Below are 22,543 nucleotides of genomic sequence, written 5' to 3'. Positions count from 1 at the left end.
CCCATGGCAACGCTTGAAATCCGAGACCTGCACGTCACCGTCGAGGCCGACAACGCCACGAAGGAGATCCTCAAGGGCGTCGACCTCACCGTGAAGCAGGGCGAGACGCACGCCATCATGGGCCCCAACGGCTCCGGCAAGTCGACCCTCGCCTACTCCCTCGCGGGTCACCCGAAGTACACGGTCACCGGCGGCACCGTCACCCTCGACGGCGAGGACGTCCTGGAGATGTCCGTCGACGAGCGCGCCCGCGCCGGCCTGTTCCTCGCCATGCAGTACCCGGTCGAGGTCCCGGGTGTCTCCGTGTCGAACTTCCTGCGCACCTCCGCCACCGCCGTCCGCGGTGAGGCCCCCAAGCTGCGCACCTGGGTGAAGGAGGTCAAGGAGGCCATGGAGCGCCTCAACATGGACCCCTCCTTCGCCGAGCGCAACGTCAACGAGGGCTTCTCCGGCGGTGAGAAGAAGCGCCACGAGATCCTCCAGCTGGAGCTCCTCAAGCCCAAGATGGCGATCCTCGACGAGACCGACTCCGGCCTCGACGTCGACGCCCTGCGCGTCGTCTCCGAGGGCGTCAACCGCGTCCGCGAGACGGGTGAGGTCGGCACGCTGCTGATCACCCACTACACGCGCATCCTGCGCTACATCAAGCCCGACCACGTGCACGTCTTCTCCGGTGGCCGCATCGTCGAGTCCGGCGGTGCCGAGCTCGCCGACAAGCTGGAGAACGAGGGCTACGAGGCATACACGAAGGGTGGCGTATCCGCGTGACGCAGTTGCCGGGCCTCCTCGACACAGAGGCGATCCGCAAGGACTTCCCCATCCTGGACCGTCAGGTCCACGACGGCCGGAAGCTGGTGTACCTGGACAACGCGGCGACCTCGCAGAAGCCGCGCCAGGTGCTGGACGCCCTGAGCGAGTACTACGAGCGCTACAACGCCAACGTCCACCGCGGTGTGCATGTGCTCGCCGAGGAGGCCACGGCGCTGTACGAGGGTGCGCGCGACAAGGTCGCGGACTTCATCAACGCGCCCAGCCGTGACGAGGTGATCTTCACCAAGAACGCCTCGGAGTCGCTCAACCTCGTGGCGAACATGCTGGGCTGGGCCGACGAGCCCTACCGCGTGGACTCCGAGACCGAGATCGTCATCACGGAGATGGAGCACCACTCCAACATCGTGCCGTGGCAGCTGCTCGCGCAGCGCACGGGCGCGAAGCTGAAGTGGTTCGGCCTCACCGACGACGGCCGCCTCGACCTGTCGAACATCGATCAGATCATCACCGAGAAGACGAAGATCGTCTCCTTCGTCCTGGTCTCGAACATCCTCGGCACCCAGAACCCTGTCGAGGCGATCGTGCGCCGCGCCCAGGAGGTCGGTGCGCTGGTGTGCGTCGACGCCTCCCAGGCCGCCCCGCACATGCCGCTGGACGTACAGGCCCTGCAGGCCGACTTCGTGGCCTTCACCGGCCACAAGATGTGCGGCCCGACCGGTATCGGCGTCCTCTGGGGCCGCCAGGAGCTGCTGGAGGACCTGCCCCCGTTCCTCGGCGGCGGCGAGATGATCGAGACGGTGTCGATGCACTCCTCGACCTACGCCCCGGCGCCCCACAAGTTCGAGGCGGGCACGCCCCCGATCGCCCAGGCGGTCGGACTCGGCGCGGCGATCGACTACCTCAACTCGATCGGCATGGACAAGATCCTCGCCCACGAGCACGCCCTCACCGAGTACGCGGTCAAGCGGCTGCTGGAGGTCCCCGACCTGCGCATCATCGGCCCGACCACGGCCGAGGAGCGCGGCGCGGCGATCTCCTTCACCCTCGGGGACATCCACCCGCACGACGTGGGCCAGGTCCTCGACGAGCAGGGCATCGCGGTCCGGGTCGGCCACCACTGCGCGCGGCCGGTCTGCCTGCGCTACGGAATTCCTGCGACCACGCGAGCGTCGTTCTATCTGTACTCCACGCCGGCCGAGATCGACGCACTGGTCGACGGCCTGGAGCACGTACGGAACTTCTTCGGCTGAGGGGCGTGCTAGACGGTGAAACTGGACTCCATGTACCAGGAAGTCATCCTGGACCACTACAAGAACCCGCACGGGCGGGGCTTGCGGGATGGCGACGCCGAGGTGCACCACGTCAACCCGACGTGCGGTGACGAGATCACGCTGCGCGTGAAGTACGACGGCACCACGATCGAGGACGTCTCGTACGAGGGCCAGGGCTGTTCGATCAGCCAGGCGAGTGCGTCCGTACTGAACGACCTCCTCGTCGGCAAGGACCTCTCCGACGCGCGGAAGATCCAGGAGACCTTCCTGGAGCTGATGCAGTCCAAGGGAAAGCTCGAACCCGACGACGCGATGGAGGACATCCTGGAGGACGCGGTCGCGTTCGCCGGGGTGTCCAAGTACCCGGCCCGGGTGAAGTGCGCCCTGCTGAGCTGGATGGCCTGGAAGGACGCGACGGCCCAGGTGCTGGGCGGAGCCGACGCCGAGAAGGAGACGACGGCATGAGCGAGACCGTGGAGATGAAGCCGGCTTCGGAGGAGGAACTCCGCGAGGCCCTGATGGACGTCGTCGACCCCGAGCTGGGCATCGACGTCGTCAACCTCGGCCTGATCTACGGCATCCACGTCGACGAGTCGAACATCGCGACCGTCGACATGACCCTGACCTCGGCGGCCTGTCCGCTGACGGACGTCATCGAGGACCAGGCGAAGTCCGCCACGGACGGCCTGGTGAGCGAACTGCGCATCAACTGGGTCTGGATGCCCCCGTGGGGCCCCGACAAGATCACCGACGACGGCCGCGAGCAGCTGCGGGCGCTCGGGTTCAACGTCTGAGATCCGCTGCACGCGACTGAGGGCGGCACCCTGTCCGGGTGCCGCCCTCACGCATGCTCAGCCCAGGCCGGACACGATCTGGAACGACGCGTCCGAGTAGTACTGGTGACTGTTCTCGAAGGGATCCAGGCGGAGCCGGAAGTTGCGGTGGCGCAGGAAGCGGCCCGGGTAGTTGACCGACTCCAGCGTGAGGGTTCCCGAGCGGGACCAGACCCGGGGGCAGAACGTGGCGTCCTGGCGGAACAGGGACGAGCCGTCGTTGCCGTCGGCGACCAGGACGAAGCTGCGGTGGCGGAGGTAGCGGCCGTCGGCGGTGGTGAAGGAGTAGCAGGACGGGTCGGCGAGGCCGGCGACGCGCCTGAAGGTGGCGTCCTCGCGCTGCTCGGAGCCCGAGCCGATCTGGTCGAGGCGCACATAGCCGTCGCGCACCCGCCAGTAGCGGTCTTGGAAGTTGACCGCGCGTATGGATATGCCGGGGGCGGCGGGGGGCTCCGGGCGCTTCGACGGGGCCGTGGACCCCTTCGGCGGCTTCGGGGCCTTCGTCTGGGGCTTCTTCGGGCTCGGTGAGGCCGTGGGAGTGCCGGAGGTGGGCGTGGGGGACGGCTCGGCGCGGTCCGCGCCGGGCTTCGCGGCGGCGCCCTTGGAGGGGGTCGCGAAGGAGATCAGGCCGCCCGGGGCCGAACTGCTCAGTGTGTTCGGCTCCGCCGCCCGGTGGTCCGGCTCCTTGGACTCGCTGTTCATCACGGTGACGGCCGTGACGCACGCGGTGATCGTCGCCAGGGCCAGCGCACCCGCCAGCCAGAGACGTCGTGTCCCCGGCGCCCGGGTGGTGTCCGGTGCCCAGCCGCTCTCCCAGGGGTGGTCCTGAGGCGGCCGGGACTTGTCTGCTGCCATGCGCTGTTCCTCCGGCGGGGCACCCTTGACGGCGGCGCAGTTGTGGTGACCCGGTGTTTGACCGGTGACACCGTAGTGGACGTCCGGTGCGCCTGTGACGCGTTTGATGAGAGCGGTTTCTCTCCGTTGCGAGAGCGGTGTCCCCTCGTGATCAAGGTGCCGTTGTGTACGATTGTACAGATGGTTGTGTACGCTCGTACATATGGGATATCTGCTGCTGGCCGGGGCCATAGCCGCCGAAGTCGGTGCGACCACCGCCATGAAGTACAGCGACGGCTTCAGCAGGCTCGGGCCGTCGCTGGTCACGGTCCTCGGATACGTCGTCTCCTTCGCGCTGCTCGCGCAGACCCTCAAGACCGTCTCGGTCGGCACGGCCTACGCGATCTGGGCCGGAGTCGGCACCGCCGCCATCGCCACGATCGGGATCGCGTTCCTGGGGGAGGGGATGACCCTCGCCAAGGCCACCGGGATCGCGCTGATCATCGCCGGGGTCGTGGTGCTGAACCTGGGCGGAGCGCACTGATGGCCCGGCGCCACGACCCCGAGCGGCGGCAGCGGATCATCGACGCGGCGATCCGGGTCGTCGGGACGAAGGGGATCGCCGGGCTGAGCCACCGCAGCGCCGCCGCGGAAGCCGACGTGCCGCTCGGTTCGACGACCTACCACTTCAAGACCCTCGACGAACTGCTGATCGCCGCGCTGCGGCAGGCCAATGAGGGCTTCGCCAAGGTGGTCGCCGCACGCGGCGGCCTGGAGGACCCCCGCGCCGACCTCCCCTCCGAACTCGCCGCTCTGATGGGGGAGTGGCTCGCGGGCGACCGCACGGGGGTGGAGCTGGAGTACGAGCTGTACCTGGCCGCACTGCGCCGTCCCGCGCTGCGCCCCGTCGCCGCCGAATGGGCCGCGGGCATCGCCGAGGTGCTGTCCCGGCGCACCGATCCGGTGACGGCCCGGGCGCTGGTGGCGGTCGTCGACGGAATCTGCCTCCAGGTGCTGCTGACGGGAGTGCCGTACGACGAGGGGTATGCGCGGGAGGTGTTGAGGCGGGTGTCGACGGGGGCGGGCGGGTGAGGCGGGCGGGGGCGGGGCTCGTGGCGTCCGTGCTGCTGAGGGGCGGCTTTGCCGGGCGGATACCGCCCGCCCCGTGAGATGCCCCCGTACCGGTTCGCATCCACCCGTGTCCGCCGGTTAGGTTGCCCTCATGACCGACACGACTGCTCCTCGCACGACCGGCGCCGTGGCCGCCGGCCTCGCCACGATCGCCGCCGACGGCACCGTTCTCGACACCTGGTTCCCCGCGCCCGAGCTGGCCGACCAGCCCGGCCCGTCCGGCACCGAGCGGCTGTCCGCCGAGCGTGCCGCGGAGCTGCTCGGCGGCGGCGCGACCGCGGCGATCGGCCCCGACGCCCGCCGCGGCGTCGAGGTGGTCGCGGTCCGCACGGTCATCGCCTCGCTCGACGAGAAGCCGATCGACGCGCACGACGCCTACCTGCGTCTGCACCTGCTCTCCCACCGCCTGGTCAAGCCGCACGGCCAGAGCCTGGACGGCATCTTCGGCTTCCTCGCCAACGTCGCCTGGACCTCGCTCGGCCCGGTCGCCGTCGACGACCTCGAGAAGGTGCGCCTGAACGCCCGCGCGGAGGGCCTGCACCTCCAGGTGACCTCCGTCGACAAGTTCCCGCGCATGACGGACTACGTGGCCCCCAAGGGCGTCCGGATCGCCGACGCCGACCGGGTCCGCCTCGGCGCCCACCTCGCCGAGGGCACCACCGTCATGCACGAGGGCTTCGTCAACTTCAACGCCGGCACGCTCGGCACGTCGATGGTCGAGGGCCGCATCTCCGCCGGTGTCGTGATCGGCGACGGCTCGGACATCGGCGGCGGCGCCTCCACGATGGGCACCCTCTCCGGCGGCGGCAACGTCATCATCTCCGTCGGCGAGCGCTGCCTGATCGGCGCCGAGGCGGGCGTGGGCATCGCTCTCGGCGACGAGTGCGTCGTCGAGGCCGGCCTCTACGTCACCGCCGGTACCCGCGTCACCATGCCCGACGGCCAGATCGTCAAGGCCCGCGAGCTGTCCGGTGCCTCCAACATCCTCTTCCGCCGCAACTCGGTCACCGGCACCGTCGAGGCCCGCCCGAACAACGCGGTGTGGGGCGGACTGAACGAGATCCTGCACAGCCACAACTGACACCACGCCCCACGCCACGACCGCACGCCCCACGCCACGACCGGCGGTCCCGGCATGATCCCGTACGGATGACTCGGCGTGACCTCGCGGTGGGTTCGGCGGATGAACGGGTGGACGCAGTGTCCGATCATTCGCCGAACCGACGAAACGAGGACCGGGGCATGAGGAACGAGCGAGGGCGGGCCGGGGTGCGCTTGCTGGTGGGGGCCGTCGTGGCGCTGGGGGTGTGCTGGCTGCCGGCGGGGGCCGCACACGCCGACGAGACCAACACCGGCTCCCACAACGGCCACCGGGTCGGTCTGGTCAACGTCAACGCCGGACAGATCGACGACCCGGCGGAGGACGTGCTGGAGCACACGCTGCTGTTCGGGGACGGATACGCCTGGAACTGAACGGGCAGGGCAGACGGGACGGCCCGTGCCGCAGAGGACTGCGGTGCGGGCCGTCCCGCGTCTGTTCTCCCCGGGTGGCATAGCGGGCCGCCCCCGCACGCGTCACAAGGAGTACGGGGGGCGGGCGCAGGGCCCGCCCCCGGGGGAGAGCGAAGGTGACGATGGATGCCCAAGCGCAGGAGAGTTTCCGGGAGTTCGTGGCGAACCGGTCGTCCGCGCTGCTGAAGACCGCCGTCCTGCTCAGCGGCGGCGACCGGCACGCGGGCGAGGACCTGCTCCAGAACGCGCTGATCAAGGCGGCGGGCCGCTGGCACCGCATCGACGAACCCGAGGCCTACGTACGGCAGGTCCTCTACCGCCAGCAGGTCAGCCGCTGGCGGCTGAAGTGGCCGAGGCGCGAACTGAGCGTCGCCGAACCCCCGGAGACGGGCACCGCCCCGGACGCCTCCGGTGCCGCCGAACTGCGCCTGGTGATGCGCGGCGCGCTGGCCCGGCTCACCGCCCGGCAACGCTCCGTGCTCGTCCTCCGCTACTTCGAGGACCTCCCCGAGGCCGAAGTGGCCCGCATCCTGGGCTGCTCGGTCGGCACCGTACGCTCCGCCACCCACCGTTCCCTCGCCCGGCTGCGCGCCCTCGCACCCGAACTGGCCGCCCTCGGCCCGGCCGCCGCCGAGCAGCGGCCCTCCCGTGACTACTCGCCCTTGGAGGTGCGTCCGTGAACGTCGACGAACTCGTGCGTGACGCCCTGCGCGACCAGGCCGAGGAGCAGCCGCCCACGGCCCCCGGTTTCGCCGACCAGGTGCTGGCCGTGCGCCGGCGCCGGCGCAGCCGCCGGCTCGCGACCGCGGCCGCCGCGGCCGTCGCCGTGGTGGCCGTCGCCGTGGCCGTACCGACGCTGGACTCGGGCAAGCAGGACGTACGCCCCTCGGGCGGGGTGGAGCAGACCGGCATCACCGCCCACCCCGACCAGTCGCCGCCGCGCGACCTGATCGCGGCCGGACGGGTCGCGCTGGCCGCGTACTACACCACCAGGAACGTCGAGCGGTCCGCCGACCGGGCCGTCGCGGAGCGCACGTACTGGCTGCTGAACCCCGCCACGAAGAAGTACGCGAAGGACGACCGGTGGTCCTACGTCGCGGTCGCCCCCGGGCTGCGGACCGCCGCCGTCCTGGAGCGGGATCTGCCCGTACCCCGGATCGGGCTGCTCGATCTGGCGAGCGGGCAGGTCAAGCGATGGATCCCGGTCGACCGGCCGGTGGCGGGAGTGGAGTTCTCCCCCGACGGCAGGAAGCTCGTCGCGACGGCGTACAGCGAGAATCCCGACCGCCGGGTGAAGATCGACGGGTCGGAGGGCTGGGACGCCCCGTTCACGGAGTCGGACCGGACCGGTTTCCACGTCGTCGACGTGGCCTCGGGGAGCAGTTCGTGGGCCGGGGTGGACTTCGGCGGGGGCGCGCACGACCCCGACGCGTTCCTCAACTCCCGCCAGGACTTCGGGTTCACCCATGACGGCCGGCTCGCCTGGTCCGGGATGCCCACCGAACCGGGCAAGAAGTTCTACGACTTCACCGGCAAGGAGGTCCCCGCCCCGTCGCTGGAGAAGTACCGGGACTGGTTCGTCGACGCCGGGGTCTCACCGGACGGGCGGCTCGTCGCCGGTCAGTTCGCGGGACGGAAGTGGAAGACGTCGTCCTTCGTCCTCGACGCCCGCACCGGGAAGCAGCGCGAGGTGCGCGGGCAGCAGCTGCTGGCCTGGGCGGACGGGAACTCGCTCGTCGCCTGGGAGATCGGGCAGGACGGCAACGAGTACCACCAGCGGCTGGTCCTGGTGACCATCGGCGGCGAGAAGACCACGCCGCTCAGCGATTTCCGGTCGCCCAAGGACAACACCAAGGGGCGGTGGGAGCCTGTGTTCGCCCAGCGGTGATCACGTGCTGATCAGGTCGGCGGGCAGCGAGAGCAGTGCGTCGGCCGTCCCGCGGCCGACGGGCTGAAGAGGCCTGCGAACCGGGCCCGCCGGGAGGCCCAGGGCGTTCATGAGCGCCTTCGCCGTGACGGTGCCCGGCAGGCCCGCCGCCGTGATCGCCTCGATGAGGGGGGTGGCACGCTGCTGGAGGCGTGCCGTCCGGGCCGTGTCGCCCGCGTCGAACGCGTCCAGGACCGCGCGCAGACGGTCCGGGATCACGTTCGCGACCGTGCTGACGTAGCCGGTGCCGCCGACGGCGTACAGCGCGAGGTTGTGCTCGTCGCAGCCCGCGTAGTACGCCAGGGCCGTGCGGGACAGCACCTTCTGGGCGCCCAGGAAGTCGTGGGAGCAGTCCTTGACCGCGACGATCCCGGGGTGCTCGGCTAGGCGGAGCAGCGTCTCCGGTTCGATGCGGGTGCCGGTGCGGGCGGGGATGTCGTAGACCATGAGCGGGAGGTCACCGGCGTCCGCGATCTCCCGGAAGTGGGCCTCGATCGCCTCCTGCGGGGGCCTGCTGTAGTACGGCGCCACCACCAGCAGGCCGTCCGCGCCCGCCTTCTGGGCCTCCCTGGCCGGTTCGGCGGTGTGGGGGGTTCGGGGTGCCGATGCCTGCGACGACCTTCGCCCGGTCGCCGACCGCCTCGCGGACGGCTCGGACCAGGTCGGACTTCTCGGTGTCCGAGGTGGTGGGGGATTCGCCCGTGGTGCCGGAGAGGACAAGGCCGTCGCAGCCGTGCGCCACGACGTGGCGGGCGAGGTGCTGGGCGCCGTCGAGGTCCACGGTGCCGGACGGGGTGAAGGGGGGGATCATGGCGCAGAGGGTGCGGCCCAGGGGTGGGGCGGGGTGGGGCGATGCCGGGTGGTGTTGCGCCGGGTGGGGTGATGCCGGGTGGCGTGGTGCGGGTGGCTGTGGGGTCATGGGAGTAGTGTCGGTGGCGCATTTGTGTAGCTCTACTTAATTTTGCTGCCGATTACAGGTAAGGGACGCTTCAGTGTGGCGAAGTGTCAGGGCTTACGGTGCCGCGTTCGCAGCGGGGGCGTTCGGGTACCCGGTGTTCCCTGACGTCGAGAGGAGGCACCGTGACCGGAACCATCGATCATCGGGCCGTGCACGACGAGCGCCGTTCCGTGGGTGAGCTCGTCGGGCAGGCCACGGAGCAGCTCTCCACGCTCATGCGGCAGGAAGTGGCTCTCGCCAAGGAGGAGCTCGCGGAGAAGGGGCGGCGTGCGGGGCGCGGCGGCGGGTTGCTCGGGGCGGCGGGCGCCGTCGCGTACGCCGGGCTGCTCGTGCTGTCCGGGGCCGGTGTCGCCGCGCTCTCGCTGGTCCTGCCGGTGTGGGCCGCGGCGCTGATCGTCACGGGAGTGCTGTTCGTGATCGCGGCCGTGCTGGCGGCGACCGGGCGGGCGCAGTTGCGGAAGGCCGCTCCGCCCACACCCGAGCAGGCTCTCGGCAGTGTCAGGGCGGACGTGGAGGAGATCAAGGAGAGGGCGCACCGATGACGGACGCGAACGCGACGGGTGGGGCGAAGGGGCCCGATGAGCTGCGGCGGCAGATCGAGCGGACCCGTACGGCACTGGGCAACACCGTGGAGGAATTGGCCGGTAAGGCGGATGTGAAGGGGCGTGCGCGGGCGCGGGCCGCTGATCTGCGGGACAAGGCCGGGGCGATGACGGTGCAGTTGCGCAGCACTGCGGCGCAGGCGGGGCACACCGTGCAGGACAGGGCGGCGCACGCGGGGCCTCGGCCGGTGCGGACTGTTGTGCAGGCCGGGATGCGGCATCCGAAGCCGGTGCTGGTCGCCGGGGCGGCGGGGGCCGTGGTGGCGGTCGGGGTGCTGCGGTGGAGGCATGCGCACGGGCACTGAGTGGTGTTTCCGGTGCGGGGAGCAGGGGTGCGCGTCTTCGCCTTCCGTGGGATGAGGGTCGGGGCCGCGTCGGGGGGTGTCCGTCCTCGGAACGGCGCGATGGGCTTGCGTGCCGACTGACTGTTCGTCGACGCGCCAACTGCTGCGGGCGGACACCCCCCGACACGTCCCCTTCTCGCCGTACGCGGGTGCCGGTCCACTCAGCCTGCGGGCATGCGTGCCGCTGGGGGCGGCACGGATCGGCGCGGCGCACCCCGCCCCGCCGGGTATGCGGACCACCCGGCCCCAGTCACCACGCCGGTCGCTTGACCTCAAGCTTGGTCGAGGTTGAAAAGTGGGGTGTGTTCGCGACCGGCGCTACGACTGGAGTGTTCATGAGCCGTCGAACCGAGCTGCACCCCGACCCGACCGCCCCCCGTGTCGGTGCTCCCCTCTTCAGTACATGGCGCGTGGGGACCCCCGAGCGGCAGCGGCAGGCGGTGGAGGCCATCGGGCGGGCCTGGGAGGGGCGGCCCTGGCCCGCCGGGGATCTGCTGGCGTATCACGTGTACGCGGGGCAGGACGGGTCCACCCTGATGCACTACTCGCAGTGGACCGGCGAGCAGGCGTACGAGACCTTCGTCCGGACGCACCGGCAGGAACGGGTCGATGAGATCGACACGGCCGTGCCGGGGATCGAGCGGGTCGGGCTCGGGCGGTACCGGCGCTACCGGAGCCGGGAGCGTGCCGTCGGGGACGCGCGGGTGCCGGGTCTGATCGTGACCGTGCGGATCGACTTCGAGGACGGGGCGCGGGAGCGCCGGGAGGAGTGGGTCGACCTCGTGGTCAAGGGGCTCGGCGACGATCCGGCGGGGCACGCGGGGCTGCTGTCGGCGCACTTCCACCTCAGTACGGACGGCGGGCACGTGCTGAACTACGCCGAGTGGGAGAGCACCGGGGCCTACGAGGCGGCGATGGCCACGCCGTCGACGGACTCCTGGGAGCGGGTGCGGACGTATCCGGGGCTGCGGAAGGTCACCGGCAGCCGGTACGAGCACGCTCTGGGGCTGGTGCCGGATTGAACCGTGCGCGTGGGGCCGGCCGGGCACCGCGCCCGGCCGGCCCCACGGGGTGTCACGGGCGGAAGCGCAGGATCTGCGGGTCGTGGTCGCTGATCTGGTCGTTGAACTCCGCGTTGACGTGCACGCTGTCGTACTCGAAGTCGCAGTCGCGGCGGATCGACGGGCTGATCAGGATCTGGTCGAGGACCTGGCTGTTGCCCTGGTAGACGTACGAGTAACGCTCGCTGCGCGGCAGCGACTTGATGGCGGACCAGAGTTCGCCGCGGCCCTCCAGGAGCTTCGCGGTCTGCGAGAACTCGAAGTCGTTGATGTCGCCCAGCGCGATGACGTCCGCGTTCTTCTGGGTGTCGAGGATGTCCTTGGCGAAGGCGTTCACCAGGGTGGCCTGCTGGTGGCGCTGTGTCTCGGAGCTGCGCGACGGCGGCTGGTACTGGGCGGTCAGCCCCTGGTCGCCGCCCTTGGAGTTGAAGTGGTTGGCGATCACGAAGACCGTGCGGCCGCGGAAGACGAACTCGCCGGCCAGCGGCTTGCGGCTGTTCTTCCAGGCCTCGTCGGCGGGGGCGATGCGGCCGGGGCTGAGGGTGAGGTGGGCCTTGCCGCGAATCTTCGTCACGGCGGTGGCCGTCGTGGCGTCGCCGCCCGCGCGGTCCGCGAAGGAGACGCGCTCGGGGTTGAAGAGGAACGCCTGGCGGATGTTGCCGCCCGGCTCGCCGCCGTCGGTGTTGTTCGCCGGGTCGATCGAGCGCCAGTCGTACTTCGGGCCGCCGGCCGCGACGATCGCGTCGATCAGCTTGGTGAGGGTCTGGTCGGCGGCGACCGTGCCGTCGTTCGTCGCGCCGTTGTTGTCCTGGATCTCCTCCAGGGACACGATGTCCGGTGACTTCAGGTTGTTCACGATCGCGGCGGCGTGCGCGGCGAACGTGTTGTCGGACGGGTCGAGGTTCTCGACGTTGTAGGTGGCGACGGCGAGTTCGGAGGAGCGCTGCCCGCGGGTCGTCTCGCGCTCCAGGCCCGCGCTCTTCAGCGTGCCGAGCTCGCTCGCGACCAGGGTGTAGCCGCCGAACTGGTTGTAGTCCAGGGGGCCCGCGGTGGTGCCGGTGAGGGTGTCGCCCACGTTCGCCTTGGGGAAGTCCGCCGTCGGGCCGAGGGACTGGATCTGCAGGCGGCCCGTGTTCTGGTCGTCGTAGGAGCCGTAGACCGTGCCGCCGTGGCGGTTGCGGTTCTCGTGCGGCTTCACCGTCACCCACAGCTCGGTGTACGGGTCGGTGGCGCCGACGACGCGGGTGTCGGTGACGCGGACGGACATGCCCTCCAGCGCCTCGTAGTGGTCGAGTGCGTACGCGGCGGGCTTCAGCGGCAGCGCGTTGATGGATCCGCCGGTTGCGGTGTCACCGGCCGGTGCGTAGGCGGCCGGTACCGAGCGGGAGGTGATCGCCGTCGCGGCGGGGAGGGCGTTGCCGCTGGAGACGACGGTGGTCGTCGGCTTGGTGATCTCCGTGACGGACTGGTTTCCGGAGTTCGCGCCGCCCGGGACGAACTCCGTGACCGTGCCGCTCACCGTCACGGAGTCGCCCACGGCGACCCCCTTCGGCGCGGAGCCGGTGAAGACGAAGACGCCCTCGCTGGTCGCCGGGTCGGCGTCCGGGGTCGGGTCCTGGATCCAGAAGCCGCGGGACGAGCCGTAGGTCCGGATGCCGGTGACGATTCCGGCCACGTCCGTGACCTGCTTCCCGGCGTACGGGGAAATCCGGGTGCTGCCCTGGATGTCGTGGATGCGGACCGACTCCGCGTGCGCGGGGCCGGTGAGAACGATCGTGGATGCCGCGGAGCACGCGGCGGCGACGGTGAGCGCGGCGAGACGCGCGGACGACTTGCTCGGCAACGGGATTCCCTCCGGGGACGTGACAGGGCGCCGGGACGAGGGCGGAGACGTGTGGAAAGGCTGGACAGTCGCTACCTGTGGGGCGGATGCGGTGACGCGCGTAGAAGGTCCGGACGGGTGGGCCTGGTGGGGCCGGCCCGGTGAACAACTGTCCGCCGACTTCTACGCGCGTCAATCTCCAGCCTGTGCATGTCACTTGTCAAGGTTTCGGCCATGTACGGCAGTCGACGGGGAGATGAAGTGGGCGGCATGGGTGGATATCCGTCTAGGCTGAGCGGTTGAGTCACATGAGGCGCGCTAGGAGAACCAGCCGATGTCAGACAGCTCCCCCCTGCCGCCGGTGCGGCTGCACAACGAAGCGGAGCTGGCGCGCGATGCGCTGTCCACGCCGTTGCTGTCCCGGGCCGCCCGGCTCGCCCGCTGGGCCGGGCCGGACACCCGCGTCGACGCCGGGGGAGGGCTCGTGGACGAGCAACTGCCCGCGGCCGCGCAGGCGCTCGGGCTGAGCGGGGAGGACGCCGCGGCCGACGCCAGCGAGGCGTGGCGGGTCGCCGTGGACGCCGGGCTCGTCGAGATCGTCGACGAGCAGGAGGGCACCGTGACCGCCGGTGCGGACCTGGCCGTGCTCACGGGTGGTTCGCCGCAGGACGTGCTCGCCGTGTGGCGCGCCGCCCTGGAGACCGTGCTCGCCGACGCGAGCGTCCCCGACCTGGACGGACTCGTGGACGAGGACGGCGAGGTCGACCTCTCCGCCCTCGACTGGGACCCCGAGGGCGAGGCCGAGTTCCTCGACGGCGTGCTCGGCAACCTCTACCTGCTGACGGCCGGCGAGGACGCGCCCGACGCCGCCCCGGTGCCGCTGCCGGCGCTCGCCGCCTCGGTGATCGTCCCCAGCGACATGGGCGAGCCCACCAACGACGTCCTGGAACAGGTGTCCGACGCGATGATGCGGCTGGACGACCAGTTCCGGATGCTGGAGCCCGTGGGGTTCGTCGAGTACCAGCCCGTCGACGAGGCGCTCATGGCCGACGCCGACGAGGAGCCCGCGGCGCCCGTCGACGACACCGATGTCACCCGCTACGGCATGGTCCGGCTCACCCCGCTCGGGCTGTACGGCATGCGCGCGCGGCTGCTGGAGGCCGGGTTCGAGGCGCCGGCCGTCGGGGACCTCGCGGACAAGGGGGCCGACGCACTGCTCGACGGCACGGCGCAGTTCCCGCCGGGCGCGGCGCAGGCCGAGACCGAGCAGTGGCTGCGGCGGCGGGAACCGCTCAGCGCGGCACGGGAGTTGCTGGCGGCCGCCCGAGGTGCCGACGCCGGGGCGCCGTTGCGGCGGTTGCGGTGCCAGCAGGCCCTGTCACTGGTCGGTGCTTCGGCCGAGCCCGCCCTGCGGGAGGTGCTCGACGATGCCGAGCTGGGCGGGCTCGCCCGGGTGTGGCTGACCGAGCACGGCGCGGCGGACGTGCCCGCGCCGTCCGAGGCGATGGTGTACTGGCTGACCATCGACACGGTGGCCGCGCAGCTCGCAGCCGAGGGCAACTCGGAGGAACTGCGGGCTTTGGTGCAGGGCCTCGCCCAGCAGCACAGTGGGTTCTTCGCGGCCGTGTGGCGGGTCGATCATCCGGCGACCGCCGATGTGCTGGAAGCCATGGGGCGGCTGCATCCCGACAAGAAGGTGGCGAAGGAAGCGCGGAAGGCGGCGTTCAAGGCGCGATCCCAGCAGGGCGGTTGATCCCGTCTCGCGGGCGCGGGCGTCGTCTCGGCTTGTCGCGCAGTTCCCCGCGCCCCTGGGGTGTTGTTCAACTGGTGTTCACGGATGAGCGGGACGGTTTCGCCGAACGAGGTCCGCCACCTCCCACGGCATACTCACCGTCTCAGGAGACAACACCATGTCGCTCACCCGCAGGGACTTCGCCAGAAACTCCGCGATCACCGGGGCCGGTGTCGCGCTGGCGGGCAGCGTCGGCGCCCTCGCCACCGCCCCGAACGCCCTCGCCTCCGACGACACCGTCAGCGCGGCGGACGGGGCGGCGGACGCGCGGCACGGAGTCGGCTACGGGCCGCTCGTCGCGGACCCCGAGGGCATCCTCGCCCTTCCCGCCGGCTTCACCTACGAGATCGTGACCTACAGCGGCCGGACCAAGCTGGAGTCCGGCGAGTTCACACCCTCCAACCACGACGGCACCGCCGCCTTCGACGGCCCCCGCGGCACCACCCTGCTCGTCAACAACCACGAGCTGAAGGGCCCGCGCGCCAAATGGGAGCACCCGGTGCCGCTCACCGAGGGCCTCGTCTACGACCCTGCGGCCGCCGGCGGCTGCACCGTCGTCGAGGTGCGGCCCGACGGACGCGTCGCCGAGTGGGTGGGCATCGCCGGCACCTCCACCAACTGCGCCGGCGGCCGCACCCCCTGGGGCACCTGGCTCACCTGCGAGGAGAACTCCGACAAGGCCGGCGTCAACGGCATGACCAAGGACCACGGTTACGTGTTCGAGGTCGACCCGTGCGACCGGCGTGCCAACCGCAGCCCCAAGCCGCTGAAGTTCTTCGGCCGCTACGACCACGAGGCCGTCGTCATCGACCCCAAGCGCGGCCACGCCTACCTCACCGAGGACGCCGCCGGGCCCAACGGCCTGTTCTTCCGCTGGACCCCGCCCAAGGACTTCACCTACGGCCCCGGCAGGTTCCGCAAGCTCGCCGACGACGCCGGCGTCCTCCAGGCGCCCAAGTGCTTCGACTCCGGCGGCAAGTTCGTCGACGACCTGTCCCGCGCCACCAAGATCGGCACCGTCTACGGCGTCGACTGGGTGGACGTCCCCGACCGCGACGCCCGCACCACCCCGGTGCGCAAGCAGTTCAAGGACGACGAGGTCACCCGCGCCCGCAAGCTGGAGGGCATGTGGTGGGGCGACGGCGGTGCCTACATCGTGTCCTCCTACGCCCGTGCGGAGAGCCCGGTCCAGCACGACGGCCAGGTCTGGTTCTACGACCCCAAGCGCCGCACGCTGACGCTGAAGGTCCTCCTCGGTGTGAACCCCGACCCGTCGAAGGACGGCGCGTTCGACGGCCCCGACAACATCACCGTCTCGCCCTACGGAGGCCTGGTCATCGCCGAGGACGGGGAAGGCGTGCAGCACCTGTTCGGCGCCACCGACAGCGGACGCACCTACCCGATCGCCCGCAACGAGCTCAACATCGGCACCGCCGAGGAGCCGGAGTACAGCGAGTTCACGGGAGTCACCTTCTCGCCCGACGGCCGCACCCTGTACGCCAACATCCAGACGCCCGGCATCATGCTCGCCGTCACCGGCCCCTGGAAGCGCCAGAAGCGGTCGTAAATTCGCTCGCAGTTCCCGAGTTGCGCCTCCTACAGTGAGATCACAACGTCACGCACCTCCCGGTGCGATGGCAGCGGCTACTTCTCTTCCAAAGAATCCCACGCCGCCGCCGACTTGATCTCGGGAGGCGCAGCATGTGGTGGGTGCCCGGTGCGCAGGCAACGGTTACTTCCTGGGATCGGAGGGTTGCGGGTTCGAGTCCCGTCAGCGACTTCGGGTCGCTGTAGCTCAATGGGTAGAGCATCTGAATTAGTCCGTTGCCGACTTCTGTCCTCGGGCACCCACCTCTTTCCGCATGCAGCGTCTCCTCCGAAATGCGAATGAATTCGGGGGAATTCACCATGGCGCGATTCAATTCCAAGGCGGCCCGTGCGCGTCCCGTCTCGCGTGTGACGTCCACCGGGCGTGTGCTGCGCACCTACGAGGGCGGCCGGGGCCGTGAGCGGGACGCCCGCTCCGAGCTCTTCCTGCTCGCCGTCGCCAACTTCGTCTCCCAGCAGACCTTCTACGAGACCGGCGCCGACCGCGACGACCGGTTCCGGCGGCTCGTGCGCGAACTCGCCGTGACCGACCCGGAGTGGACGGCCGGTCTGCTCGGCTGGCTGCGCGGCCCGGGCAATCTGCGCACGGCCTCGGTCGTCGGTGCCGCCGAGTACGTCAAGGCCCGCCTGGACGCGGACGCCACCGACGGCCCGTCCAACCGGCAGGTCATCACCTCCGTCCTGCAGCGGCCCGACGAGCCCGGCGAGCTGCTCGCGTACTGGACCGCGACGTACGGGCGGAACGTGCCGAAGCCCGTCAAGCGCGGAGTCGCGGACGCCGTGCGCCGCCTGTACCACGGCAAGGCGCTGCTGAAGTACGACACCGCCTCCAAGGGCTACCGCTTCGGCGACATCCTCAACCTCGTGCACGCGGCACCCGACCCCGCCAAGCCGTGGCAGGGCGAGCTGTTCCGGTACGCCCTCGACCGCCGACACCACCCGGACACCGCCGTGCCACCCGCGTCCGACCACGTCCTCAGCGCGCACCGCGACCTGATGGCGCTGCCCGTGGAGGACCGGCGCGCGGTCGTGACCGCCGAGGGCGGCGCGGAGCGGCTGGCCGCGGCCGGGATGACCTGGGAGGCGCTGGCGGGCTGGCTGCAGGGGCCGATGGACAAGGCGGCCTGGGAGGCCGTCATCCCCTCCATGGGCACCATGGCACTCGTGCGCAACCTGCGGAACTTCGACGAGGCCGGGGTCTCGGACGAGGTGGCCGAGCGGGTCGCCGCGCGGATCAGCGACCCGGCGGAGGTCGCCCGCTCGCGGCAGTTCCCCTTCCGCTACCTCGCCGCCTACCAGCACGCGCCGTCGCTGCGCTGGTCGTACGCGCTGGAGAAGGCACTCGGCCACTCGCTGGCCAACGTGCCCGCGCTGCCCGGCCGGACGCTGGTGCTCGTGGACCGCTCCGGCTCGATGTTCTGGTCGCGGCTGTCCGACCGCTCGGAGCTGACCCGGGCCGACGCGGCGGCGATCTTCGGCACCGCGCTGGCGCTGCGGGCGGAGCGGGCGGACCTGGTCGAGTTCGGCTCGACGAGCGAGCGCGTGACGTTCCGCCACGGTGAGTCGGTGCTGAAGGTCCTCGGCCGCTTCGGCGACCTGGGCGGCACCGACACGACGGAGGCGGTGCGCCGGCACTACAAGAAGCACGACCGGGTGCTGATCGTCACCGACGAGCAGTACACGCACCACCACCGGGGCGACCCGACCGAGCAGGTACCGGCCGACGTGCCGGTCTACACCTGGAACCTCGCCGGGTACCGGGCGGGCCACGGCCCGTCGGGCACCGGCAACCGGCACACGTTCGGAGGGCTCTCGGACGCGGCGTTCCGGATGGTTCCGCTGATCGAGGCCTCCCGGGACGCCGACTGGCCCTGGGCGGCCTGAGAGACCGTGGCCCGCACCGCGTGGGGAGTGCGGGCCACGGCCTTGTGCGCACCCGGGCGGGGCCGGGCTGGGCCTTGTCCATGCGTCGGCGGGGCGGGAATCATCCGGCGGGGTTGCCGGTTGTGCCGGACAACCGACGGCCTGGAGGTGCCGGCATGTCCGACGAGCCCGCTGTCCGTGAACTCCGCCTGGTCGTGACCGCCGAGGACTACGACGCCGCGCTGCACTTCTACCGGGACGTGCTCGGTCTGCCCGAGCAGGGGGCGTTCGCCTCGGAGGACGGGCGGGTCACGATCCTCGACGCCGGGCGGGCCACGCTGGAGCTGACCGATCCGAACCATGCCGCGTTCATCGACGAGGTCGAGGTGGGGCGGCGGGTGGCCGGGCACATCCGGGTCGCTTTCCAGGTGGACGACTCCGCCGCCACGACGGCGAAGCTGGCCGCAGCGGGGGCGGAGGTCGTGGCCGAGCCGACCCGGACGCCCTGGAACTCCCTGAACTCGCGCCTCGAAGCGCCGGGTGCGTTGCAGCTGACGCTGTTCACCGAGCTCGGTGACTGAGAGGGTGCGTCTTCGCCTCACGCCGGGTGGTTGGTCGGGGACGTGTCGGGGGGCCTCGGAACGGCGCGACGGGCCTTCGTACCGACTGACTGGCGTTGACGCGCCAACCGCTGCGGGCGGCGGACACCCCCCGACAAGTCCCCTTGCGTCCGACGGCGGCTGCGGGTGCATCTCGGCTCACCCCCCCCAGCTGCGGGCATGGATGTGCCGCTGGGGGCGGCACGGGCGGGCGATGGGGGTCCCCGCTCGAGCGAAGCCGAGAGCTTGGGGAGGCACCCCGTCGCGCCGAGTTGCGCATCGCCCCGGCCTCGGGCGAGTGCGGGGCGGCAGCGTGCTCTTCCGTGCCGGATACAGTGCTGGACGTGCGGACGGACAATCAGCCTGCCGAGCGGCCCGACGGTGTCCGGCGTCGGGCCACGATCCACGACGTCGCCCGCCTGGCCGGGGTGTCACGGCAGACGGTCTCCCGGGCGGTCAACGACAAGGGTGAGATCGACCCCGGCACCAAGGAGCGGGTCCTGGAGGCCGCGCGGCTCCTCGACTACCGGCCGAGCCGGTTCGCGCGGGGGCTCGTGCAGAAGGGCGCCGTGACGGCCGGCCTGGTCATCCCCGACCTGCGCAACCCCTTCTTCCCCGAGGTGGCCGCCGGGGTGCTGGAGGCGGCCGAGGCGCGTGGCTGGCAGGTCGTCGTATGGGACTCCCGGATCGACGAGGCGCGGGAGCGGGAGGCGCTCGACGTGCTCTCCCACCAGGCGGACGCGGTCATGGGCTACTTCAAGGACCCGGACGACGTGCTCACCCGGCATCTCGGGGGCGTGCCGCTGGTGTTGCTGGAGCGCGGCCCGCAGCAGACCGGGTTCGCCGCCGTCGGCATCGACGCCGGTGCCGGTGTCGAGCAGGGCATGACCCATCTGTTCCGGGCGGGGCACCGTCGGATCGGGATGCTGGACGGCGTGCACGGCCCCGGATCCCGTAGGCAGGCCTTCCTGGATCAGGCGCGGCGGCTCGGTCTGGCGGTCGACGAGGACTGGGTCGTGACGTGCCCCGAGCACAGCGTCGCGGGTGGCGAGGCCGCCATGGAGCGGTTGCTGGCCCGGCGGCCCGAGGTCACCGCGGTCTTCGGCTTCAACGACCTGATCGCGATCGGGGCGATGCGCACCGCCCGCCGGCGGGGCCGGAGCGTTCCGGACGACCTGGCCGTGATCGGCTTCGACGGTCTCTCGCTGGGCGAGCTGGTCGAACCGGCCCTGACCACCCTGCACATCGACAAGCGGCAGCTGGGACGACTGGCCGTGGAACAGGTGGCCCGGCTGCGCGCGGGCGAGGAGCCGCTGCGGGGCGCGGACGCGTGGGTGACACCCGAGCTCGTGCTGCGCGGCTCCGCCTGAGCGGAGGCTCGCCGGGGCCCTGACGCCGTCTCGGTAAAGTGCGCAGGAGAGACCCGGTCGGTGAGGAGGGGGCGCGTGGCGCAGGTCAGGCCCATGCGGGCGGATGCCCGGCGCAACCACGAGCGGTTGCTGAGGGTGGCCGTCGAGGCGTTCGCCGAGCACGGGGAGGGCGCCTCGCTCGATGACATCGCCAGGCGTGCCGGGGTCGGATCCGGCACGCTGTACCGGCACTTCCCGACCCGGCAGGCGCTGCTGGAGGCCGCGTATCTGGACCGCGTGGAGGCGATCGCGGCCCGGGCCGGGGTGCTGGCGAGCGAACTGCCGCCGGGTGCGGCGCTGCGGGAGTGGCTGTACGAACTGGGCGTCGGGATGATCCGGATGCGGGGTCTGAAGGCGCTGCTGGGCCCGGCCGTCACGGACGCGGGATCCCTGGTGAACCCGGCCTGCGGCGACTCGGTCAAGGCGGCGGCGGGGCGGCTGGTGCGGGCGGCGCAGGCCGAGGGCACGCTGCGGACGGACGTCGAGGCGATCGATGTGCTGCGGCTGGCCCACGGCGTGGCGACCGCGTCGGAACTCGCGGACGGGCAGGACCGGCACGTCCGGCGGTATCTGACGCTGCTGATGGAGGGGCTGGGAGCGGCGCCGGTGAGCCGGTGAGCCGGACGCCCCCTGGTGCGGGGGCGTCCCCGGAGGCCGGTGCGGTGGCTTACAGGGCCTGGGCCGCCGGCTTCACCATCCCCCTGACCGTGCGGGACTTCACGAAGTCGCCCATGGCCGTCATCTCCCACTCGCCGGAGAACTGGCGGATCAGCTTGGCCATCAGGACGCCCGTCTGCGGCTCGGCGGAGGTCAGGTCGAAACGGACCAGCTCCTCGCCGGTCGTGCCGTCCAGGAGGCGGCAGTAGGCCTTGGCGACCTCCGTGAACTTCTGGCCCGAGAACGAGTTGACCGTGAAGACCAGGCCCGTGACCTCCTGGGGCAGGCGGCCCAGGTCGACCATGATGGTCTCGTCGTCCCCGCCGCCCTCACCCGTGAGGTTGTCGCCGGAGTGGCGGATGGCGCCGCCCACGATCTGCAGCTTGCCGAAGTAGCAGCTGTCGATGTGGTTGCGCTGCGGTCCGTAGGCGATGACCGAGGCGTCCAGGTCGATGTCCTTGCCGCGATACGCCGGCTCCCAGCCGAGACCCATCCTGACCTGGGAGAGCAGCGGGCGGCCGCCCTTGATCAGGGAGACCGTCTGGTTCTTCTGGAGGCTGACGCGGCCCTTGTCGAGGTTGATCTTCCCGGCGCCGGGCGCGGGCGGGGGAGGGGTGGCCGGGGCCGGAGGAGCGGCGGGGGCGGAGACGGGCGGGGCGGGCGGCTGCACAGGGGCCGGCGGGGTCACCGGCTGGGGCGGGGCGGCGGCCGGCTCCTCCACCGTGACTCCGAAGTCCGTGGCGATGCCCGCGAGGCCGTTGGAGTACCCCTGGCCGACGGCGCGGGCCTTCCACTGGCCGCCTCGCTGGTAGACCTCCACGATCACCAGGGCCGTCTCGCTGCCGAGCTGCGGCGGTGTGAACGTGGCCAGGACGGAGCCGTCGTCCGCGTTGCGGAGGGTGGCCGTCGGCTCGATGCCCTGGAAGGTCTGGCCCACGGCGTCCGGGCTCGCCGTGACGACGATCTTCTCGATGCCCGGGGGGAGGGCCGTGGTGTCGACCGTGATCGCGTCGGGGGCGCTGCCGCCGCCCGAGCGGTACGTCACGCCCGGGCCCGACGGCTGGTTGTAGAAGATGAAGTCGTCGTCGGAGCGCACCTTGCCGTCGGCGGTGAGCAGCAGGCCCGATACGTCGAGCCGCACCGGGGCGGCGACGTCCACCGTCACGCGGGCGGCGGACAGGGGGATGTTCGAGCCGGGGGTCATAGCTGTCATGCCGGGTGAACGAGCGAGGCGACTTTGCCGTTCCCTTACCCTGCGGCCAATCGGGTCAGCGGCGGTTGCGCGGGTGGTTGCGGGCGGTGCGTTCGTTGCCGCGCTTGTAGTTGCCGGTCCAGCGGGCCATGACGAGCTGGGGGTCGGAGGTCTCGACCTCGGCGAGGAACTGCGCGGCCCGGGGGCCGTTCAGGGTGGTGGCGGGGCGGCCGTGGTGGCTGATGCGGATCGTTCCGCCCGTGTGCTGCTCGTAGGCGAATCCATGAGGTCTCGGCATGACGGGAGGGTACGAGGCGGGAGGCAGGCGCCCCAGCGAATTTCGTCTGCCCCCGCCCG

Annotated in this window: 23 protein-coding genes and 1 pseudogene; 19 read left to right on the top strand and 5 right to left on the bottom strand. The window is 71.4% G+C overall.

The genetic code is table 11. The features are described 5' to 3' along the window. Nucleotides 1-3 precede the first annotated feature (3 nt). The 4 genes from sufC to ACFZDI_RS27885 are packed head-to-tail and all read left to right on the top strand — an operon-like array spanning nt 4 to nt 2,836. Entirely contained in the window at nt 4-768 is a 765-nt protein-coding gene (gene sufC / locus ACFZDI_RS27900) for a Fe-S cluster assembly ATPase SufC (RefSeq protein WP_234850423.1), read from the top strand. Beyond that, entirely contained in the window at nt 765-2,021 is a 1,257-nt protein-coding gene (locus tag ACFZDI_RS27895; RefSeq protein ID WP_234850424.1) for a cysteine desulfurase, read from the top strand. Before sufC ends, ACFZDI_RS27895 begins: the two co-directional genes overlap by 4 nt. Before the next feature lie 15 nt (nt 2,022-2,036). Next, entirely contained in the window at nt 2,037-2,507 is a 471-nt protein-coding gene (gene sufU, locus ACFZDI_RS27890) for a Fe-S cluster assembly sulfur transfer protein SufU (RefSeq protein ID WP_033310795.1), read from the top strand. After that, entirely contained in the window at nt 2,504-2,836 is a 333-nt protein-coding gene (locus ACFZDI_RS27885) for a metal-sulfur cluster assembly factor (protein ID WP_003989431.1), read from the top strand. Before sufU ends, ACFZDI_RS27885 begins: the two co-directional genes overlap by 4 nt. 57 nt (nt 2,837-2,893) lie before the next feature. On the opposite strand, the gene ACFZDI_RS27880 is transcribed toward ACFZDI_RS27885, so the two are convergent. Beyond that, on the bottom strand, nt 2,894-3,730 hold the full coding sequence (locus tag ACFZDI_RS27880) for an AbfB domain-containing protein (protein WP_391254059.1): 837 nt from the start codon (nt 3,728-3,730) through the stop codon (nt 2,894-2,896). A gap of 202 nt (nt 3,731-3,932) precedes the next feature. Here ACFZDI_RS27880 and ACFZDI_RS27875 point away from each other — a divergent pair, with 202 nt between their 5' ends. From ACFZDI_RS27875 to ACFZDI_RS27850, 6 genes are all read left to right on the top strand, one after another. After that, a complete protein-coding gene (locus ACFZDI_RS27875; RefSeq protein WP_234850426.1) occupies nt 3,933-4,253 on the top strand; it encodes a multidrug efflux SMR transporter in 321 nt (106 codons plus the stop codon). Continuing rightward, nucleotides 4,253-4,801 carry a TetR/AcrR family transcriptional regulator gene (locus ACFZDI_RS27870; RefSeq protein ID WP_391254057.1) on the top strand — a complete coding sequence of 183 codons (549 nt, stop codon included), beginning with the start codon at nt 4,253-4,255 and terminating at the stop codon, nt 4,799-4,801. Before ACFZDI_RS27875 ends, ACFZDI_RS27870 begins: the two co-directional genes overlap by 1 nt. A gap of 130 nt (nt 4,802-4,931) precedes the next feature. Beyond that, nucleotides 4,932-5,921 carry a 2,3,4,5-tetrahydropyridine-2,6-dicarboxylate N-succinyltransferase gene (dapD, locus tag ACFZDI_RS27865; protein WP_234850925.1) on the top strand — a complete coding sequence of 330 codons (990 nt, stop codon included), beginning with the start codon at nt 4,932-4,934 and terminating at the stop codon, nt 5,919-5,921. A 161-nt stretch (nt 5,922-6,082) separates the two neighbouring features. After that, on the top strand, nt 6,083-6,313 hold the full coding sequence (locus ACFZDI_RS27860) for a hypothetical protein (RefSeq protein WP_234850926.1): 231 nt from the start codon (nt 6,083-6,085) through the stop codon (nt 6,311-6,313). A gap of 161 nt (nt 6,314-6,474) precedes the next feature. Then, nucleotides 6,475-7,032 (top strand): SigE family RNA polymerase sigma factor, encoded by a 558-nt coding sequence (locus ACFZDI_RS27855; RefSeq protein ID WP_391254054.1) that lies wholly within the window; start codon nt 6,475-6,477, stop codon nt 7,030-7,032. Next, a complete protein-coding gene (locus tag ACFZDI_RS27850; RefSeq protein ID WP_391254052.1) occupies nt 7,029-8,240 on the top strand; it encodes a WD40 repeat domain-containing protein in 1,212 nt (403 codons plus the stop codon). The genes ACFZDI_RS27855 and ACFZDI_RS27850 overlap by 4 nt, the downstream gene beginning before the upstream one ends. Here ACFZDI_RS27850 and dapA read toward each other — a convergent pair. Then, nucleotides 8,241-9,090 (bottom strand): annotated as a pseudogene (gene dapA / locus ACFZDI_RS27845) (4-hydroxy-tetrahydrodipicolinate synthase). 269 nt (nt 9,091-9,359) lie between these two features. On the opposite strand from dapA, the gene ACFZDI_RS27840 reads away from it, so the two are divergent. The 3 genes from ACFZDI_RS27840 to ACFZDI_RS27830 all read left to right on the top strand — a co-directional run bounded on the left by ACFZDI_RS27840 (nt 9,360) and on the right by ACFZDI_RS27830 (nt 11,205). Further along, complete coding sequence (locus ACFZDI_RS27840; RefSeq protein ID WP_234850480.1) at nt 9,360-9,779, top strand: phage holin family protein; 420 nt, start codon at nt 9,360-9,362, stop codon at nt 9,777-9,779. Next, on the top strand, nt 9,776-10,144 hold the full coding sequence (locus tag ACFZDI_RS27835; protein ID WP_391254051.1) for a DUF3618 domain-containing protein: 369 nt from the start codon (nt 9,776-9,778) through the stop codon (nt 10,142-10,144). Before ACFZDI_RS27840 ends, ACFZDI_RS27835 begins: the two co-directional genes overlap by 4 nt. A gap of 374 nt (nt 10,145-10,518) precedes the next feature. Continuing rightward, on the top strand, nt 10,519-11,205 hold the full coding sequence (locus ACFZDI_RS27830) for an antibiotic biosynthesis monooxygenase (RefSeq protein WP_391254049.1): 687 nt from the start codon (nt 10,519-10,521) through the stop codon (nt 11,203-11,205). A 52-nt stretch (nt 11,206-11,257) separates the two neighbouring features. Here the strand turns inward: ACFZDI_RS27830 and ACFZDI_RS27825 are convergent, their stop codons facing one another. Next, nucleotides 11,258-13,087, bottom strand: a complete 1,830-nt coding sequence (locus tag ACFZDI_RS27825; protein WP_391254048.1) for an endonuclease/exonuclease/phosphatase family protein — start codon at nt 13,085-13,087, stop codon at nt 11,258-11,260. 313 nt (nt 13,088-13,400) lie between these two features. Between ACFZDI_RS27825 and ACFZDI_RS27820 the strand changes: the two genes are divergently transcribed. The 6 genes from ACFZDI_RS27820 to ACFZDI_RS27795 all read left to right on the top strand — a co-directional run bounded on the left by ACFZDI_RS27820 (nt 13,401) and on the right by ACFZDI_RS27795 (nt 20,955). Then, nucleotides 13,401-14,819: a hypothetical protein gene (locus tag ACFZDI_RS27820; protein ID WP_391254046.1), complete on the top strand. Its 1,419-nt coding sequence runs from the start codon at nt 13,401-13,403 to the stop codon at nt 14,817-14,819. Between the two features lie 157 nt (nt 14,820-14,976). Continuing rightward, entirely contained in the window at nt 14,977-16,425 is a 1,449-nt protein-coding gene (locus tag ACFZDI_RS27815) for an alkaline phosphatase PhoX (RefSeq protein ID WP_391254044.1), read from the top strand. A 341-nt stretch (nt 16,426-16,766) separates the two neighbouring features. Then, nucleotides 16,767-18,350, top strand: a complete 1,584-nt coding sequence (locus ACFZDI_RS27810) for a TROVE domain-containing protein (RefSeq protein WP_391254042.1) — start codon at nt 16,767-16,769, stop codon at nt 18,348-18,350. 155 nt (nt 18,351-18,505) lie between these two features. Further along, the gene (locus tag ACFZDI_RS27805) at nt 18,506-18,910 is read left to right on the top strand and encodes a VOC family protein (RefSeq protein WP_234850473.1); all 405 of its coding nucleotides are present in this window, start codon (nt 18,506-18,508) and stop codon (nt 18,908-18,910) included. Between the two features lie 362 nt (nt 18,911-19,272). After that, entirely contained in the window at nt 19,273-20,298 is a 1,026-nt protein-coding gene (locus ACFZDI_RS27800; RefSeq protein WP_391254039.1) for a substrate-binding domain-containing protein, read from the top strand. A gap of 75 nt (nt 20,299-20,373) precedes the next feature. After that, complete coding sequence (locus ACFZDI_RS27795; RefSeq protein ID WP_234850471.1) at nt 20,374-20,955, top strand: TetR/AcrR family transcriptional regulator; 582 nt, start codon at nt 20,374-20,376, stop codon at nt 20,953-20,955. A gap of 49 nt (nt 20,956-21,004) precedes the next feature. Here the strand turns inward: ACFZDI_RS27795 and ACFZDI_RS27790 are convergent, their stop codons facing one another. Both ACFZDI_RS27790 and ACFZDI_RS27785 read right to left on the bottom strand, forming a co-directional pair. Then, complete coding sequence (locus ACFZDI_RS27790; RefSeq protein ID WP_391254515.1) at nt 21,005-22,198, bottom strand: TerD family protein; 1,194 nt, start codon at nt 22,196-22,198, stop codon at nt 21,005-21,007. Nucleotides 22,199-22,262: 64 nt separating this feature from the next. Continuing rightward, a complete protein-coding gene (locus ACFZDI_RS27785; RefSeq protein WP_234849959.1) occupies nt 22,263-22,484 on the bottom strand; it encodes a hypothetical protein in 222 nt (73 codons plus the stop codon). Between the last annotated feature and the right edge of the window lie 59 nt (nt 22,485-22,543).

The sequence above is a fragment of the Streptomyces sp. NPDC007907 genome (genome assembly GCF_042959365.1).
Classification (GTDB): Bacteria; Actinomycetota; Actinomycetes; order Streptomycetales; family Streptomycetaceae; genus Streptomyces; species Streptomyces indiaensis.
This window is presented reverse-complemented; position numbering and strand designations above follow the sequence as displayed.